Origin of the sequence: Herbaspirillum sp. CAH-3 (assembly GCF_009668275.1) — a bacterium.
Classification (GTDB): domain Bacteria; phylum Pseudomonadota; class Gammaproteobacteria; order Burkholderiales; family Burkholderiaceae_D; genus Herbaspirillum; species Herbaspirillum aquaticum.
This window is the reverse complement of record NZ_VSWE01000016.1, coordinates 75,837-91,166: the sequence shown is the minus strand read 5'-3', so window position 1 is coordinate 91,166 and position 15,330 is coordinate 75,837. Positions and strand designations below refer to the sequence as shown.

18 protein-coding genes are annotated in these 15,330 nt (G+C 55.8%); 11 read left to right on the top strand and 7 right to left on the bottom strand.

The genetic code is table 11. The annotated features are described in order from the left end of the window. Positions 1 to 38: 38 nt before the first annotated feature. From FYB76_RS20605 to FYB76_RS20595, 3 genes are all read right to left on the bottom strand, one after another. A complete protein-coding gene (locus tag FYB76_RS20605) occupies positions 39 to 1,085 on the bottom strand; it encodes an aromatic ring-hydroxylating dioxygenase subunit alpha (protein ID WP_154134876.1) in 1,047 nt (348 codons plus the stop codon). Between the two features lie 87 nt (positions 1,086 to 1,172). Continuing rightward, positions 1,173 to 1,310 carry a hypothetical protein gene (locus tag FYB76_RS20600; protein WP_154134875.1) on the bottom strand — a complete coding sequence of 46 codons (138 nt, stop codon included), beginning with the start codon at positions 1,308 to 1,310 and terminating at the stop codon, positions 1,173 to 1,175. Positions 1,311 to 1,490: 180 nt separating this feature from the next. Next, positions 1,491 to 2,525 (bottom strand): AraC family transcriptional regulator, encoded by a 1,035-nt coding sequence (locus FYB76_RS20595; RefSeq protein ID WP_154134874.1) that lies wholly within the window; start codon positions 2,523 to 2,525, stop codon positions 1,491 to 1,493. Positions 2,526 to 2,642: 117 nt separating this feature from the next. On the opposite strand from FYB76_RS20595, the gene FYB76_RS26900 reads away from it, so the two are divergent. After that, positions 2,643 to 3,347 (top strand): DUF1833 family protein, encoded by a 705-nt coding sequence (locus FYB76_RS26900; protein ID WP_229297049.1) that lies wholly within the window; start codon positions 2,643 to 2,645, stop codon positions 3,345 to 3,347. Continuing rightward, positions 3,347 to 3,736, top strand: coding sequence for a hypothetical protein (locus FYB76_RS20585; protein WP_154134873.1), 390 nt, complete (start codon positions 3,347 to 3,349; stop codon positions 3,734 to 3,736). The genes FYB76_RS26900 and FYB76_RS20585 overlap by 1 nt, the downstream gene beginning before the upstream one ends. On the opposite strand, the gene FYB76_RS27135 is transcribed toward FYB76_RS20585, so the two are convergent. Both FYB76_RS27135 and FYB76_RS20575 read right to left on the bottom strand, forming a co-directional pair. Continuing rightward, positions 3,671 to 4,117: a hypothetical protein gene (locus tag FYB76_RS27135; protein ID WP_370516387.1), complete on the bottom strand. Its 447-nt coding sequence runs from the start codon at positions 4,115 to 4,117 to the stop codon at positions 3,671 to 3,673. The two genes, FYB76_RS20585 and FYB76_RS27135, sit on opposite strands and share 66 nt — an antisense overlap. Then, complete coding sequence (locus FYB76_RS20575) at positions 4,114 to 4,581, bottom strand: LexA family transcriptional regulator (protein WP_154134872.1); 468 nt, start codon at positions 4,579 to 4,581, stop codon at positions 4,114 to 4,116. The genes FYB76_RS27135 and FYB76_RS20575 overlap by 4 nt, the downstream gene beginning before the upstream one ends. 306 nt (positions 4,582 to 4,887) lie before the next feature. Here FYB76_RS20575 and FYB76_RS20570 point away from each other — a divergent pair, with 306 nt between their 5' ends. The 3 genes from FYB76_RS20570 to FYB76_RS20560 all read left to right on the top strand — a co-directional run bounded on the left by FYB76_RS20570 (position 4,888) and on the right by FYB76_RS20560 (position 7,732). Continuing rightward, positions 4,888 to 6,330, top strand: coding sequence for an AAA family ATPase (locus FYB76_RS20570; RefSeq protein ID WP_154134871.1), 1,443 nt, complete (start codon positions 4,888 to 4,890; stop codon positions 6,328 to 6,330). A gap of 311 nt (positions 6,331 to 6,641) precedes the next feature. Next, positions 6,642 to 7,229 carry a 3'-5' exonuclease gene (locus FYB76_RS20565; protein WP_195724686.1) on the top strand — a complete coding sequence of 196 codons (588 nt, stop codon included), beginning with the start codon at positions 6,642 to 6,644 and terminating at the stop codon, positions 7,227 to 7,229. 11 nt (positions 7,230 to 7,240) lie between these two features. Beyond that, positions 7,241 to 7,732 (top strand): 3'-5' exoribonuclease, encoded by a 492-nt coding sequence (locus FYB76_RS20560; RefSeq protein WP_154134870.1) that lies wholly within the window; start codon positions 7,241 to 7,243, stop codon positions 7,730 to 7,732. 27 nt (positions 7,733 to 7,759) lie between these two features. Here the strand turns inward: FYB76_RS20560 and FYB76_RS20555 are convergent, their stop codons facing one another. Both FYB76_RS20555 and FYB76_RS20550 read right to left on the bottom strand, forming a co-directional pair. Next, positions 7,760 to 9,139, bottom strand: coding sequence for a heavy metal sensor histidine kinase (locus tag FYB76_RS20555; protein WP_222200423.1), 1,380 nt, complete (start codon positions 9,137 to 9,139; stop codon positions 7,760 to 7,762). Beyond that, complete coding sequence (locus FYB76_RS20550; protein WP_154134869.1) at positions 9,136 to 9,831, bottom strand: heavy metal response regulator transcription factor; 696 nt, start codon at positions 9,829 to 9,831, stop codon at positions 9,136 to 9,138. The genes FYB76_RS20555 and FYB76_RS20550 overlap by 4 nt, the downstream gene beginning before the upstream one ends. A 150-nt stretch (positions 9,832 to 9,981) precedes the next feature. On the opposite strand from FYB76_RS20550, the gene FYB76_RS20545 reads away from it, so the two are divergent. From FYB76_RS20545 to FYB76_RS20520, 6 genes are all read left to right on the top strand, one after another. Beyond that, a complete protein-coding gene (locus FYB76_RS20545) occupies positions 9,982 to 11,865 on the top strand; it encodes a copper resistance system multicopper oxidase (RefSeq protein ID WP_154134868.1) in 1,884 nt (627 codons plus the stop codon). A 30-nt stretch (positions 11,866 to 11,895) separates the two neighbouring features. Next, entirely contained in the window at positions 11,896 to 12,903 is a 1,008-nt protein-coding gene (locus FYB76_RS20540) for a copper resistance protein B (RefSeq protein WP_154134867.1), read from the top strand. A gap of 46 nt (positions 12,904 to 12,949) precedes the next feature. Next, entirely contained in the window at positions 12,950 to 13,336 is a 387-nt protein-coding gene (gene copC / locus FYB76_RS20535; RefSeq protein ID WP_008328778.1) for a copper homeostasis periplasmic binding protein CopC, read from the top strand. A gap of 7 nt (positions 13,337 to 13,343) precedes the next feature. Then, the gene (gene copD / locus FYB76_RS20530; RefSeq protein WP_154134866.1) at positions 13,344 to 14,267 is read left to right on the top strand and encodes a copper homeostasis membrane protein CopD; all 924 of its coding nucleotides are present in this window, start codon (positions 13,344 to 13,346) and stop codon (positions 14,265 to 14,267) included. A 70-nt stretch (positions 14,268 to 14,337) separates the two neighbouring features. Next, a complete protein-coding gene (locus FYB76_RS20525; protein ID WP_154134865.1) occupies positions 14,338 to 14,754 on the top strand; it encodes a DUF411 domain-containing protein in 417 nt (138 codons plus the stop codon). 154 nt (positions 14,755 to 14,908) lie between these two features. Further along, positions 14,909 to 15,325: a hypothetical protein gene (locus tag FYB76_RS20520; protein WP_154134864.1), complete on the top strand. Its 417-nt coding sequence runs from the start codon at positions 14,909 to 14,911 to the stop codon at positions 15,323 to 15,325. Positions 15,326 to 15,330: the final 5 nt, after the last annotated feature.

Sequence of the window (15,330 nt, the reverse complement as noted above, 5' to 3'; positions counted from 1 at the left end):
TGGTTTTTTATTTATGGGTATTGCGAATCGGCTGTCTGTCAGCCCGTCGTAGCGGTGCCCTGTCGCTCAGCGACCAGCATGCGTTCCAGTGCACGGCGCATGCGGACAGGCCCTGCATCCACGGTCAGCAGTACCGGCTTCATGTCCCAGAAGTTGGCCTCGCCGAGCGCGGCCTGCTGGGCATCAAGCATGGGCTTGTCCTGCTCCTCGAAGGCGAAGCGACGCAATTCGGCATAGCGTGCCGCTTCCTCGGTGGTCATCGCTGTGCCCGATGGCAATGCGGCGGCAAAATGATAGTGGGTGGTGCGCTCGGTTTCGGGGGTCAGGATGTGTACGCCGAAATACCACCCCTTGTTTTCGCGCTGGCCGCCCGGCGCATGCACACCCGAATCGAGGATGAAGCTGCTGGGTGGAATCCAGCGCATGTTGGTCCACATGTCGACGTGCCTCCCATCGCGCTTGTACAGCATATCGAAGATGCCGGGCACGCTGACATTGGGCATCCACCGGTTGCAGATGATGTGACCACCCTCCTCCTTCACCTCCTGGTCGGCCCCCACCTGCTCCGGACTACCCAGCAGTCCATCATGAAGATAGGTGATATGGCTCAGATCGAGCAGGTTTTCCGCCATCAGCTCATAGTTGGCGTTGATGTGAATATAGCCGCCGGTGCTGGTCCGATAGCCCGATTCAGGCTCTAGGACACTGTAGTCCGGGATCTGCGTCGGATCGCCCACACCCTCTCCCATCCAGATCCAAAGCATGCCGTGCTTCTCGTTCACGGGGTAGGACCGTACCTTCGCTGCCGCCGGAATCTTTCCATCACCGTGGGGATTCTTGACGCATTTTCCGGAGCAGTCGAACTGTAGACCGTGATAGCCGCACTCGATTCTATCGCCGCGCAGGTTGCCGAGATGCAGGGGAATGAAGCGATGTGGACAGCGATCCTGAAGCGCCACCGCCTCACCGTTCTGCTTGCGATAGAAAACCACCTGCTGATTGAGCAAGGTCCGATGGAACATTTCGCCTGGTTTCACTTGTGCCGCCCAGCACGCGACATACCACGCGTTCGTGATGAATGCCATTCTTGTCTCCTCAGTTGAATAATTATTTATTTGAGAAATTCTACATCAACATATAAACAGAGCAAGCGGTTTGTAAATATTTTTGCGTCAGTTGTCCGGCGTTGGAATTCCGGAATGAAACAGTTCGGCGAGTTCCATTGTCTTCCCGGTCTGGCGTCGCTCGATTCCCTTGATGACCATGCGCGATGCCTTGATGGCATCCACCTGGACATCCACCAGCTCCATGATGACCTCGCCGCTGTCTCGCTGCAGCCGGGCTCCTTAGGTCGGTCGGCGGCGATTTCCATCCTCGAAGACGCCCACCTGCAGGCTAAATCTGCTTACACAGACAACGCGGGATTCGTACTCTGCCCGCATAGCCGGCGGAAGCCCGGTGGTAGGCATGCGCTTTTGATCCGCCTATTTCTAAAGGATGTCTTCCCACTGGTGTTTGCGAAATTCCAGCGGTGTCTGCTTGGTCATGCGACGAAACGCCGCGACGAACGCTGATGAGGATTGGTAGCCCAGGCGTAGCGCGACGTTTTCCACGGATAGACTTTGTTCCAAAAGGTATTGCCTAGCCAGGTCGAGGCGTAGCCTTTCCTTAATGGCCTTGAACGAGGTCGCTTCCTCATTGAGCTGGCGTCGGAGCGTGCGCGCGCTCATGAACATGGCGTGCGCGCATTGTTCCATGTCCAGTTCGAGATCTTCGGTGAGGCGCGCTCTGACTCTGTACGCCAAGCTGATGCCATTCTGGTATTGCGTGCGCAGTTGACTGCATTGTTCATCGGTGATGCAGCGTATCAGTTCGTTGGCTTGCGCCAGAGGCGCAAGTATGCGCTGGCGATCGAAGCAGACCCGGTTTTGACGATGATTGAATAAGGTCGCAACCCCCAGGGCCTGTGCGTAATGTCCAGCTTGCTGGTCATCGTCAAAAGCGAAGCAGACGCGCAGGGCCGCCCCCCTGTCTGCCGAAAGTTCGCGTTGAACGGCGATCAGAGCGGCGATGTCGCGTTCGATGATGAATCTGCGGACATCTTGCGGAACGTCTGAGGCATCGATGATGACCTCTGTTTCCGTCTCACTTTCCGTGACACGGAAGGTCGTGAAGGCGAAGGTCAGATTGAAATATTTGCTCACCACCGTCTCAAGCGCTTGCCGTATGCTGTCACAGGTGGCCAGGTTGAAGCCGAGGATCCCGAGCGTTGTGTAGTGGTAACGTAGGCCCACCTCGATACCTAGGTGCGGAATCTGTCCCTGCAACTTGCGCAGCAAATTCCTGATGACGCGCAGCTCCTGTTCGGCCGCCACCACATGCCTAGGATTGCGCAGATCTTCGAGGTGCAGGCCGGTCTGCTGGAGGCATTCTCGTTCGCTCATCGATTGAGCCACACCAAAGTCCACCAGCAGGCGCGTGCCAGTCACGCTGCGCGGAAAATTCCAGGAATGTAGAGAATCCATCTTGTCCGAAGATATCAATTTTTTGGCCGCTGCTAGGGATGGGGAGAGCAGGAGATGTTGATAAATTTCCGTTAAATAAAAAAGCTGCAATCAATAATATATAACGGAGTCGACAATTTGGAACCCGATGTCCACGATATCGCGGCACTGCTCGTAGAGGCCCGGACCTTTTCATTGCAGCGAGTGGTGGCTGTATCAGAACATCCCGAAATCATCCTTGCCTATCAGTTATTCGGCGCTTTGAGCGATGAGGCTGCCGGCCTAGGGTTGATCCCCGGCACTGACAGCCGCTCCGGGCATGCCCTTTGGGAAAACCGGGGGGCAGCAAGAGGGCATGGCCTTCAAGAGCGGATTGCTGATCCATGTGGCCTATGCCAATGCCGGCATCGCCTTTGCTTGGCACGCGCCGTGACGGGCGCATTGCAGCATCAAGTGCGGGTCGGATCGGTGCTTGGCATGACGATATTGAGTACCCGTGACTGGGTTAGTAACGGTCGGACCTACACGGGATTCCCCTTCCGTTTTTCGTTGCCAACCGATTCCGGCGAAGAAGCGCCCCAGGTCAAGATCGAGATCGGTAACACAGGTCGCGACTTGATGGGCGAGCTGGAAAGGCTCCCTGCGGGTGCTGCGCTGAATGCCGTGGTCAAGGTCGCCAGCAGAGCGAGTCCAGAAATCATCGAATGGAGTTGGTCGGTGCCCATCGTCTCGATCTCGGTCGATGCATCCGTTATCAGCGGCACGCTCTCGCAAGACTGTCGGCTGCATCAGCAGGCGGTCCGGCTGAGACATGACCCGAAGACATCGCCGAAAATCTTCTGATGAGCCGCTTGCGTGAACTGAATAGGTACGTCGGGCGGCGTTACGATCCGGCGTCCTTCGATTGCGCGGACCTGGCCGTCCTGCTCCAGCGCGATCTATTCGGCAAGAAGATTGTCATGCCGACCCATCGCGCCAGGCGGCTTGCTCCTGCGGCCGCCATTGAGCGCTATCGGGCAGAGCTGGGGCGGCCCATTGAGCGTCACGAGATCCAGGATGGGGACGTGGTGTTGATCTGCTCTGACTTCATCCACATCGGCACGCTTTTTCATGTCAATGGCGCTTGGTGCGTTCTGCACAACAGCCGCTCCTTGGGAGGGGTGTGGTTACACCGCCTCAGCGATCTGCCGGCGCTGAATTTGTTTATAGAGGGCTATTACCGATGGAATTGATTGATCGCGATGGCCACGTGCTTTCGAGTCTTCAGGACCAAGGGCAGGCGTCTTCACGCAGCATCGATGTCTTGTAATGCCATATTGGTGCAGCACGTCGGTGACGCGATTACTCATGTCGGCGTAGAGGGTGTAGTTCGAAGAGAGCGCCACGATGCCATGCTGGCGTGCCAGCTCCTGCATCATGAACCAGGGCGCGGCCATCTTGATGCCCAGCGCCTTGGCTTCATTGGAGCGCGCAACTGCGCCCCCGTCATTATTGGACAGCACCACCACGGGCCGGGCCCTGAGCTTGGGGTCGAAAACACGCTCGCAGGAGACGTAGAAATTATTGACGTCGACCAGGGCGAAACCGACCGGACTAGGCGGCTGGGTGCTCACAGCATCTTCCTGGCCACGCCCACCACCACGCCGAAGACCTCCAGCACCTCGCCATCGCCGAAGCGGATCGGGCGGAAATCCGGGTTCTCGGGGTGGAGCTCGTAGGCGCCGTTGACCAGGCGCAGGCGCTTGATGGTGAATTCGCCATTGACGATGGCCACCACGATGTGGCCGGGCTGGGGCGAAATGGAACGGTCCACCACCACCTTGTCGCCCTCGACGATGTGCGCGCCGCTCATGCTCCAGCCGGCCACATCGAAGAGGAAGGTGCAGGCGACGCGATCTACCAGGTATTGATTCAGGTCCAGCGGATCGGCGGTGTAGTCGGCAGCGGGGCTAGGGAAGCCGGCATGGAGCTTGTGCGTGATGTGCAGTGCCAGCGGCCCGCCGGCGAACTGGATGGCCGGCACGGGCCTGACGGGACTCCCTGGCGGGATCGGCGCGGGATAGGTGAGGCATGACATATCGACAACTCGGGATGGTGACTTTTCAACAATACTGTATATGCGTACAGTATAAATCACTTTCCCGGCCCTGCGCGCGCGGTTGCCCCCACCCCGCGCCTGCCCGCTACATGGGTCGGTTTTGACTCAAATTTGCGTCAGGCGCCAAAGCCCATCCCGTCTACAAAGACGGGCCGAGTAGCGGGCATCAAAGTTGACGCATTTTGATGCGCCAATAGCGACTCAACTTATCAAGCTATTCTATTATTAAGGAAATTTATTTACTCATCAGCTCTTAGATAAAATAAATGCAACTGGGGAAAAATAATGAAAATCACTATCAACCAAACGCATAAATCTATCCCACGCGGATTAAGTTTCGATCTTCCGTCTTTTAGCATCCTAACCGGCAAAAACGGCAGTGGTAAAAGCCATCTACTTGAGGCGCTTTCAAATTCTGGCATCGCATCGATTGTGGATCGCGGCAAACAAGTGACACCGGTGCACTTGGTGGGTTTCAATGGGTTAAATCCCCAGGTTGAGGAACAATGTGATCCAAGCCAACTAATATCGAACGTGGGCAATTGGTGGGGGCAGATAAGTTCGTTAGCGCAGCATTATCGAAACCATCTGCAGGCAGGCCGCCAAAGACCTAACGATGTAGTTCGCGAATTTTTGCCTGCATACGGCCAGAATCCAACTTTGCATGCCGTCATTGCCAAAATTCTTGCCCGCTCTGGCAAAGAACTAGATGAGCTAACTCAAGATGATGTACTCGCCAATATCAGTTTCGTTGAGATCGCCCAATCAAACTTATTCTTCAGTCAAACGGCGCTAATTTTTAAGGCGTATCACACGCGGCAGGTGAAGAATGAACTTGCTGAACTAAGGGCAAGCAAAGGGTTGCCAACGCCACCTTTTCTAAGTGCAGCTGAATTTTCCGAAAAATATGGGCCACCACCGTGGGATCTCATCAATGAAATTCTCGCGCGCGCTGAGCTACCTTACGAGGTTATCAACCCACATCTGAGTGACTTCGAGCTGCCATATCGACTTAGGCTGATAGATAGGTCAAAAGGTGTCGACATTTCGGTGAATGACCTTTCGTCGGGCGAGCGCGTTCTGATGTCATTGGCACTGGCTATATACAATACTCAGGAAGGAGGGGCGAAGCCGGAGTTGTTACTTCTGGATGAGCCAGATGCGCCATTGCACCCTCAGTTTTCCAAACTCCTGATTGATACCTTGGTGGAAACCATAGTAAACAGGGCCGGGGTCAACGTTATTGTCACTACTCACTCGCCGTCAACTGTCGCTATGGCACCTGACAACTCAGTTTTCGAAGTAGATAGAGAAACGAAAATACCTCGAATGGTAAGTAATGCTCATGCGGTAGATATCCTCACGGCAGGCATAGATTTCTTGAAGATTTCGTATGAAAACAGAAAGCAGATTTTTGTCGAAAGTAAGTTTGATGTGCAATATTTCCAGCGTCTCCATGGAATATTTTCCAGAAGACATCGACCAACATACCAGCCAATATTTCTTGAACCGCACAGCGGAACATCTAACTGCACTGATGTCATAGAAATCGTCCGCAAATTAAGAGCATCTGGTAGCGACTTGGTATTCGGCGTTATTGATTTTGACGGCGTGAATACAGGCGAACAGCACATTATTGTTCTCGGAAACGGAACGAGATATTCCATTGAAAACTATTTACTAGACCCACTGTACATATGTTTTTCTCTTATCAGACATGATAAGTGAGTATTCTCCGCAAATGAACCACCTAGTATTTCTTAACGAGCACCACTAGTGGGAGTTTCAGAGGTGCCATGCCCGGGAGGATAACTAGCACCAAGGCATGAAAATAAATCACGTCATGGATTCCCTGTCTCGCAGCGCCACCGATTCTCCATTTATCGCGTCTCTCACTCTACTTAAATGGTGCCAAGCAATATTCTTATTTGGAGCCATCTATTACCTTTAGGTGGAGCCGGCTTCCCATTTGTCATATCCGCCATGGAGAAAATACATCAGGTATCCTTTCTGTAATCAGCAGAAGCTACGTGATAAAAATGGAAAAACGATTTTTGGTAGTCGATCTTGAAGCGACCTGTTCGGATGACGGCAGCATCCCGCCGGAAGAGATGGAAATCATTGAAATCGGTGCCTGCTGGACCACCGAAGGTGGCGTGGTGCTTGAGCGGTTTCAGCACTTGGTCAGGCCGCTGGCGCGACCGATACTCACGCCATTTTGCAAGCAGTTGATCGGCATCACGCAAGAGGAAGTGGATCACGCACCACTGTTTCCTGTCGCCGCGCAGGCGCTGCAGGCCTTCATCAACGACATGGTGTCGCCCGATACCGTCTGGATGAGCTGGGGAAACTATGACCACAAGCAACTGACCAGGGACGCCCAGCGTCACGGGATCGCAATGCCCTTGACCATGCCCCACCAGAATGCCAAGCGACTGTTTGCGAAGGCCCAGCGCATCGGCAAGGAAGTGGGCATGGTCCGAGCGTGCGCGCTGAGCGGGATCAGCCGAGAGGGGCAGCATCATCGCGGGTTGGATGATGCAATCAATATCGCCAGGCTGATGCCCTGGGTATTGGGACACGCCACGCTCGCGGAGCAGCGTCAAGCCAGCGCGGTTGTTTCGTAAAGGACCAGAGGATGTCATTCAACGTATTCATCGACACCGAGTTCACCGATTTTCTCGATCCGCAGTTGATCAGCATCGGCCTGGTCGCACAAAGCGGCGAGGAGTTTTACGCCGAGCTTCCCTACGAGGTTCGGGAATGCAGCGAATTCGTCAAGGCCGCCGTCCTTCCGCTCCTGGGATACGCACCACATGCGGAAATGACCAAGGATGAACTCTACCTGCAGATGACCAATTGGCTCAGGCTGGTACGGCCGAAGGACCAAGAAGTCTTCATTTGCTACGACTACCAGACGGATTGGGATCTCTTCTACGATGTGTTGGATGGACGGGTGCCGCCATGGTGTCGGCGCCGGCTTGTTGCTGACCGTATCAATGAGCTATTGCGGTACGAGTTCCACAAGCAGAATAAGCTGCCCGAGCATCACGCCCTGAATGACGCCAAGGCAAATTGCTACGCTTTTCGTGAATTGCCTCCAGCCTCTGCAGGCGAGACGATCGTATAGATCGTCAGGACAGCACTGGAGACGCTGCTAGAACGTCATATTAGGGAATCGCAGCGTGAAGCGCGTTTTCCCCTGTGACGAGCGTACGGTGACGTTCCCCTGGTGGGCCCGCATAATGGCCTGCGTGATGGATAAGCCCAGTCCAGCGGAATCGGTATCAAGCTTGGTGCGGGACTTGTCTGCTCGGTAAAACCGGTCAAACAAGTGAGGAAGATGCTCCTCCGGGATTTCGGGGCCGTCATTCTCGACGGCTACCAGCACGTCGCCTTCAGACCTGGCGATCGATACCGCGATGCTTCCAGCCGCTGGCGTGTAGCGCATGGCATTGGAGATGAGGTTGCTCAACGCGCGGCGGACCATCAAGCGATCCCCCCGGACGATGGCATCGCCCGTCAACTGTAGATTCACGCCTTTTTCTTCTGCCAAGGCATCATAGAAGTCTAAAAGCTCGGTAATTTCGTCCTGGAGCTTGAGCGGCTCATAGCTGGGCAGGCTGATACCGTTTTCCGTCTGGGCCAGGAACAGCATGTCGGAAATGGTTCTGGCCAGCCGCTGCAATTCCTCGGCATTCGAGGAAAGTGTGTCCCGGTAGGCCTCATTGGTGCGCTGCTGGGTCAAGACCACATCCGTTTGCGTGAGCAAGTTGGTGATAGGCGTGCGCAGCTCGTGGGCGATATCGGTCGAAAAGTTGGTGATGCGATGGAAATCTTGCTGGAGGCGTTCCAGCATGGCGTTCAGCTTGGCCGCTAGGTCGGCGATTTCAACCGGCAACGTCTCGATGGGCATGCGTTCGCCAAAGTTATGCGAAGAGACGGCTTGCACTTTGTCCGACATCGCTCGTAGCGGCGCTAAGCCGCGCCGGGCAGCCCACCAGCTGAGCAAGACCACGATCACCGCGGATCCCGCCACATACAAAATCAATGTCGTCTGGAAATTGCGCATGAAGTGGTCATGGATTTCCGTATCGACCGCAACAATGACTTGCAGCTGCTCGCTGCTTTTGTCGTCTTTCAAGTAGGCTTTAATGGCCTGAAATTCCTGATGCTGGCCTGCATTGACCGCGAACGAATGACCGCTGGCTACACGCTTGGCTGCCGCCAGGATTGGCTGGGTCGCGTCGGCAAGGGTCGAATACATAGGCCGGCCGTCGATCGAGCTGATGTGAACGAAAAAGCCCGGGTGGTTGTGCAATGCTTCGCCGAACGTACTGGTGATGGCACCAGCACCGCGCTCGTTGACTACCATGCGGATGAGCTCAAGCTCCTTTTCTAGAAGCTGTTCGTCCTGGTCGGTAAAGTGCTTGGCCACAGTGGACATAATGAGCAGCCCAAGACCGACCAGGACGGCCGTAGATGCCAGCGCAAACAGCGCCGTGAGGCGTACGGTCAGGGACCGTTGGCGAATCACGCGGCGCTCCCGGGCGCGTCAGCATCATCCAGAATGTATCCCACCCCTCGTACTGTCAAAATCAGCTTGTGATCGAAGCCGTCATCTACCTTGGCGCGCAGGCGCCGGATGGCCACATCGATGACGTTCGAGTCACTGTTGAAATTGATGTCCCAGATCTGGGATGCAATCAGTGAACGAGGTAGCACCTCACCACGGCGCCGTGCCAAGAACTCAAGTAACGCGAATTCCTTGCTTGTAAGCACCAGCTTTCGGCCGCCTCTGCTGGCGCTGCGTCGAGGGAGATCGAGCACCAAGTCTGCGACCGTCAAACGATCTTGCAGTACCACGTTGCTACCCCGGCGCAGCAAGGTGCGTACCCTGGCCAGCAGTTCAGAAAAGGCAAATGGTTTGACGAGATAGTCGTCTGCCCCCATTTCCAGCCCCTTGACCCTGTCGGAGACGCTATCCCGCGCCGTCAGGAACAAGACAGGGACCGTCTTTTGGGCATCACGAAGGGACTGGACGATACGCCAGCCATCCACGTCGGGCAGCATGACATCCAAGATGACCAGGTCATACGGCTCGGTCATGGACAGATGGTAACCGTCCAAGCCATTTTTTGCCAAATCGACAACGAACCCGGCTTCGGTAAGTCCACGCTGAATGTATTCGCCCGTTTTGGGCTCATCTTCGACCACAAGAAGTTTCATTTTGAGAACACATAAGAAGATGGATACATGGTACGTCGAGTTCGCAAAGATGACGCAATCATTACAGGAATGTAATGCGCGGGTAATCCGACTGATCGCCAGCGCTACTTATCATCAGCGCCATATACCCATTTCGGAGAGTTTTATCCTATGTCGAACTCATCGTTCCCTTTGAATTCCCGCCGCCGTTTTGTCAAAGGGCTGGCCGCTGGAGGCGTCCTTCTGGGGCTGTCGTCGCGTGCCATGCAAGCGGTGGCTCAAGCTGCCGAAGCCCCGGCGAGCCCCTCGGCAGCGCCCGTTCTCACAGGTAACGTGTTTAACCTGGTGATCGCAGAAACGCCTGTCAATTTCACAGGTAAGCAGACCGTCGCTACGACGATCAACGGCTCTCTGCCAGGACCAACCTTGCGCTGGAAAGAAGGCGAGATGGTCACGATTAACGTCACCAATAAGCTGCGCGAACATACCTCGATTCACTGGCACGGCATTATCTTGCCGTTCCAGATGGATGGTGTCCCTGGGATCAGCTTTGCTGGCATCGCCCCTGGAGAGACCTTCACCTATAAATTCAAGGTAAAGCAAAGCGGTACCTACTGGTATCACTCCCACTCGGGGATGCAGGAGCAAACCGGGATGTATGGTGCGATCGTCATCGACCCCATTGACACCGGCAAAAAGCTGGCCGACCGAGAACACGTGATCTTGTTCTCGGACTGGATGGACGAGAACCCAATGTCGGTACTCTCCAAACTCAAAAAACAAGGGGACATCTACAATCTGAACCGCGTGACGGCCGGGGATTTTGTCCGTGACGCACGCAAAGATGGCGTGAAGGCGGCCATGGATAATCGTGCGATGTGGAATGAGATGCGCATGAATCCCACGGATTTGGGGGACTTGTCCGCAGCTGTTCTTACCTTCCTCGCTAACGGCGTCACGCCCGCAGGCAACTGGACTGCATTGTTCAAGCCTGGCGAGAAAGTCCGCCTGCGCTGTATCAACGGATCTGGCAACACCTTCTATGACGTACGCATTCCCGGACTGAAGTTGAAGGTGGTTCAGGTGGACGGCGTGGATATCGAACCGGTGAGCGTGGACGAATTCCGCTTCGGCCCGGGCGAAACGTGTGACGTGGTCGTCGAGCCCAAGGAAGATGCCTATACCGTGTTTGCGCAGACGATGGAGCGCACCGGCTACGCTCGTGGCACGCTGGCCACGCGTGCGGGACTGGCAGCACCGGTGCCGGCAGTCGACAAACCGGAGTGGCTCAGCATGGGTGACATGATGGGCGACATGTCTTCCATGGCCGGCATGGATCATGGGGCCATGGGCCACATGAATCACGGTGCGATGGCGGGTATGTCGTCCATGAGCGGCATGGACTCGATGTCGAGCATGGATAGCATGGACAGTATGGATTCCATGGACGGCAAATCCGGGACGCAACCGATGCAGGGGATGGATCATAGCCAGCACCAGATGGCCCCGGCCAATCCTCTGAAGGTGCCCAGCAAGAAAGCGCGCCATGCCAAGACCGAATATGGTCCCAGCACAGACGCCCGGGTCGATAGTGCCCGTACTAATCTGGATGATCCAGGGGTTGGCTTGCGTAACAATGACCGCCGCGTACTGACCTTGGCTGACATGCACACGATCGGTGGCCCGCTCGACAACCGTGGTCCCGAGCGTGAAGTCGAACTTCATCTGACCGGCAATATGGAGCGTTACGCATGGTCGCTCGACGGCTTGGAGTTCGGCAAGTCGACGCCCATTCATTTCCGCTATGGCGAACGCCTGCGGGTCATTCTGCATAACGACACCATGATGACCCACCCCATGCACTTACATGGTCTGTGGAGCGAATTGGAGACGCCCAACGGGGACTTCCTCGCGCGACGTCACACCATTCCAGTACAGCCGGCCCAGCGCATCAGTTTCCTGGTCACAGCGGATGCTTTAGGCCGTTGGGCCTGGCATTGCCACCTCATGTATCACATGGATATGGGCATGTTCCGTGAAGTCGTCGTCAGCTAACCAGGACCTGCACCGAAAGGCACACCTAGAATGACTCTTACCCGCTATTCAACTCAGATTCTCGTGCTGACCCTTGCCTCGGCAAGCATGAGCGCAGCATTGGCCCAGGCTCACGAAGGTCATGCCGCGCCTACAGCTAGCTCAGCCTCGCAGCCAGCAATGACCACCATGGACAGCATGGATTCCATGGACGGGAGCACCGCCAGTCCCGCGATGCCAATGGATCATGGGGCAATGAATCACGCCGGCATGAACCACGGTGGAATGGACATGGGGGGCATGGATATGGGCTCCAGTTCGACGGCACCTGCGGATGCACGAGACCCCCATGGCTATTCCAATGGCTACACGCTCAATACCGGCCCCTATGCCCAGAAGGACACCAGCGCATTGATGATGTCCGATATGCATTCCTTCGGTTCCTTCCTGATGGATCGCCTGGAGCGTGTTCATACCCGCAATGGGAATTCTGTCGCCTACGATACCCAAGGCTGGATCGGCAATTCGTACGACAAGTTCTACCTCAAAGCCGAAGGCGATATCGAACAAGGCCGCGTAGGCGATGCCCGGACCGAATTGCTGTGGAGCCATGCGATTACTCCCTATTGGGACACCCAGCTCGGCCTTCGCGTCGACGTCGGCAGCAATCGACCTGGTCGCAATTGGCTCGCCTTCGGCGTCCAGGGGCTGGCCCCGTACTGGTTTGAAGTAGAGGCGACAGGCTACGTTGGAGAGCAGGGTCGGACCGCCTTGCGCCTGGCGGCCGAATACGAGGTGTTGTTGACCCAGCGTTGGGTGCTTCAACCTCGCGTCGAGGCCAACCTGTACGGCAAAGAAGATCCTGAGCTTGGCATCGGACGGGGCCTGTCCAGCGCCGCCTATGGCGTTCGGCTGCGCTATGAGTTCTCCCGCCAATTCGCCCCTTACGTCGGAATTGAGCGCAACCAGAGTTTCGGTAGTACTGCCAGCTTCGTACGTGGTGCCGGCGGCAATGCCGGTGAGACCAGGCTCGTGGCCGGCGTACGCGTTTTGTTCTAAGTCTCCACCTTTTTAACCCTCCACAACATCTCCAAGGAGTATCGCCATGTCCTACCAGTCCCTGTTCGCTAAAACAGCCGTCACCATCGCTGCAGCCGCGTTCGCTACCGCAGCATTCGCTCACCCGAAGCTGCTTGGCTCGACCCCTGAAGACAACTCGACAGTGAGTGCACCGGAAAAGATCGAACTGCACTTCTCGGAAAATCTCTCCAAGCAGTTCTCCGGCGCCAGCCTCTTGATGACCAGCATGCCAGGGATGAACCATGCTTCGCCAATGAAGATGGCGGCCAAAGTGTCGGGTTCGGATGATCCCAAGACCATGGTAATCACCCCGAGCCAACCGTTGATGCCGGGCGTGTACAGCATCGAATGGCGCGCGGTCTCGTCGGATACCCATCCGATCACCGGCAAGATTACTTTCACGGTGAAGTGAGCAGCTAATGGACGGGATGACCGTTTTGATGCGCTTTGCGCTGTATCTGGACCTGATGCTTGTCTTTGGCCTGCCGCTGTTTCAGCTGCATGCACTGCGCCAGCCTGAGCGTTCATCCCCCTTGGGTAAGAAGTTCGTCGTACTGACGGCCAGCGGAGCCGTCATTGGCTTAGTCCTGTCGGTGGTGAGCATGCTGCTCATGACCAAGGCGATGACCGGCGCTGCCGACATCAGCTCGATTGAGCAGCACATGTTCGAGATGATGTTGACGGATACCTCTTTTGGCATGGCGTGGTGCCTGCGGATGGCGATGTTGCTCGTGGTTATCATAGCTGCGCTATGGTCGAATGTACGGCCGACCGCAAGCGCAGTTCTGATGAGCGCAGCGGGAGGCACCGCCTTGGCCACGCTGTCTTGGGCTGGTCACGGTGCCATGGACGAAGGTGCCCGGGGACAGGTTCACTTGATTGCCGACATCATCCATCTGCTAGCCGCTGGCGGCTGGGTAGGTGCGTTGGCAGCGTTCATCCTGATGTTGGTTCTGCGTTATGGTAACGACCCCGCAGATGTTTCCCTACTCAGCCGAACGCTCAATGGCTTTGCGCTGATGGGTACACTCATCGTCGGATCGTTGGTGATCACGGGGGCGCTGAACTACTGGCTGATTGTCGGGCCCACCGTTACAGGGCTTTTTTCTTCTCCCTACGGGCAACTACTGATCGCCAAGCTCGGCCTATTCGGCTTGATGCTGGCTCTGGCAGCCGCAAATCGCTATCGCCTAAGTCCGTTGCTGGAACGGGTCCATGTTTCCGGAGAACACGCCACGGCTATTGCTGCTCTGCGCAGAAGCCTTTTTGTGGAAACCTGCTGTGCTTTCCTGATTCTGGCGCTGGTCTCCTGGCTCGGTACCTTGGGGCCAATGACTGAATAAGTTCAATCCCAAGGAGGACAGAGAGTTACATGCTGGAGGATCGTTGCCCCTTATCGCAAAAGGAAAAAAGATGAAAAAGTTCTTCTTGGCGAGCTTGCTCGCGCTGACTTCTGTTGCTGCGCACGCGGCCGGGGAAGTCATCACCGTGTACAGAGATCCCGACTGCGGCTGCTGTACGGCTTGGGCAGAACACATGAGCCAGGCCGGCTACAGGCTCCATGTCATGGACAGCAAAGAGATGCCTGCGATCAAAAAGCGCCTGGGCGTACCTGAATCACTTCAGTCCTGCCATACCGCCGTTGTTGAAGCAACGGGCCAGGTGATTGAAGGCCATGTTCCGGCCCCAGCGGTGGCCAAACTCATCGCATCCCGATCGACAAAAGGTGTCGCGGTACCAGGTATGCCCGTCAACTCACCCGGGATGGGAAAGATGGACGGGAAGTTGGTCACGGTAGACTTTGTCGGCAAGGAATTCTCACGAAATTAATCGCTACCGCGATCCTGGGTACATTTCGTCCGTGGCGGGCTTACCAGCGTTTTTACATAGCTTTGACTTGCATCACCTGCAGTCTTTCTATGCTCACTAGACTTCATATAGAGGCTGCTGATTTGCATGCCTCCTAACGAATTGAGGAGAAATCATGAAACGCGTCACCCACCTGATCGGCACGCTCGCGATGGCAACATTTTCGGTTGCCGCATTGGCTCAAAACGCAGCAGAGCATGAAGGACATCATCCCGAGGCAGCTTCATCTGCATCTCCCGCAAAATCTGCTGCGGCAAGTGCCTCCATGGCACAGATGGATAGTCAGATGGAAACCATGCGCGAGATGCATCAGAAGATGATGAGCACCGCTTCTCTTGAGGAGCGCCGCCAATTGATGGCGGACCACATGAAGACGATGAAAGACAGTATGGCCATGATGCAAGGCATGATGGCAGCCAGGGCGGAGCATAAATCGCTGCCGTCCCCTGCGATGATGCAGAAGCAAATGGACATGATGCAGATGACCATGCAGATGATGATGGACTGTATGGAAATTCCAACGTCGAAGTAAGCCGC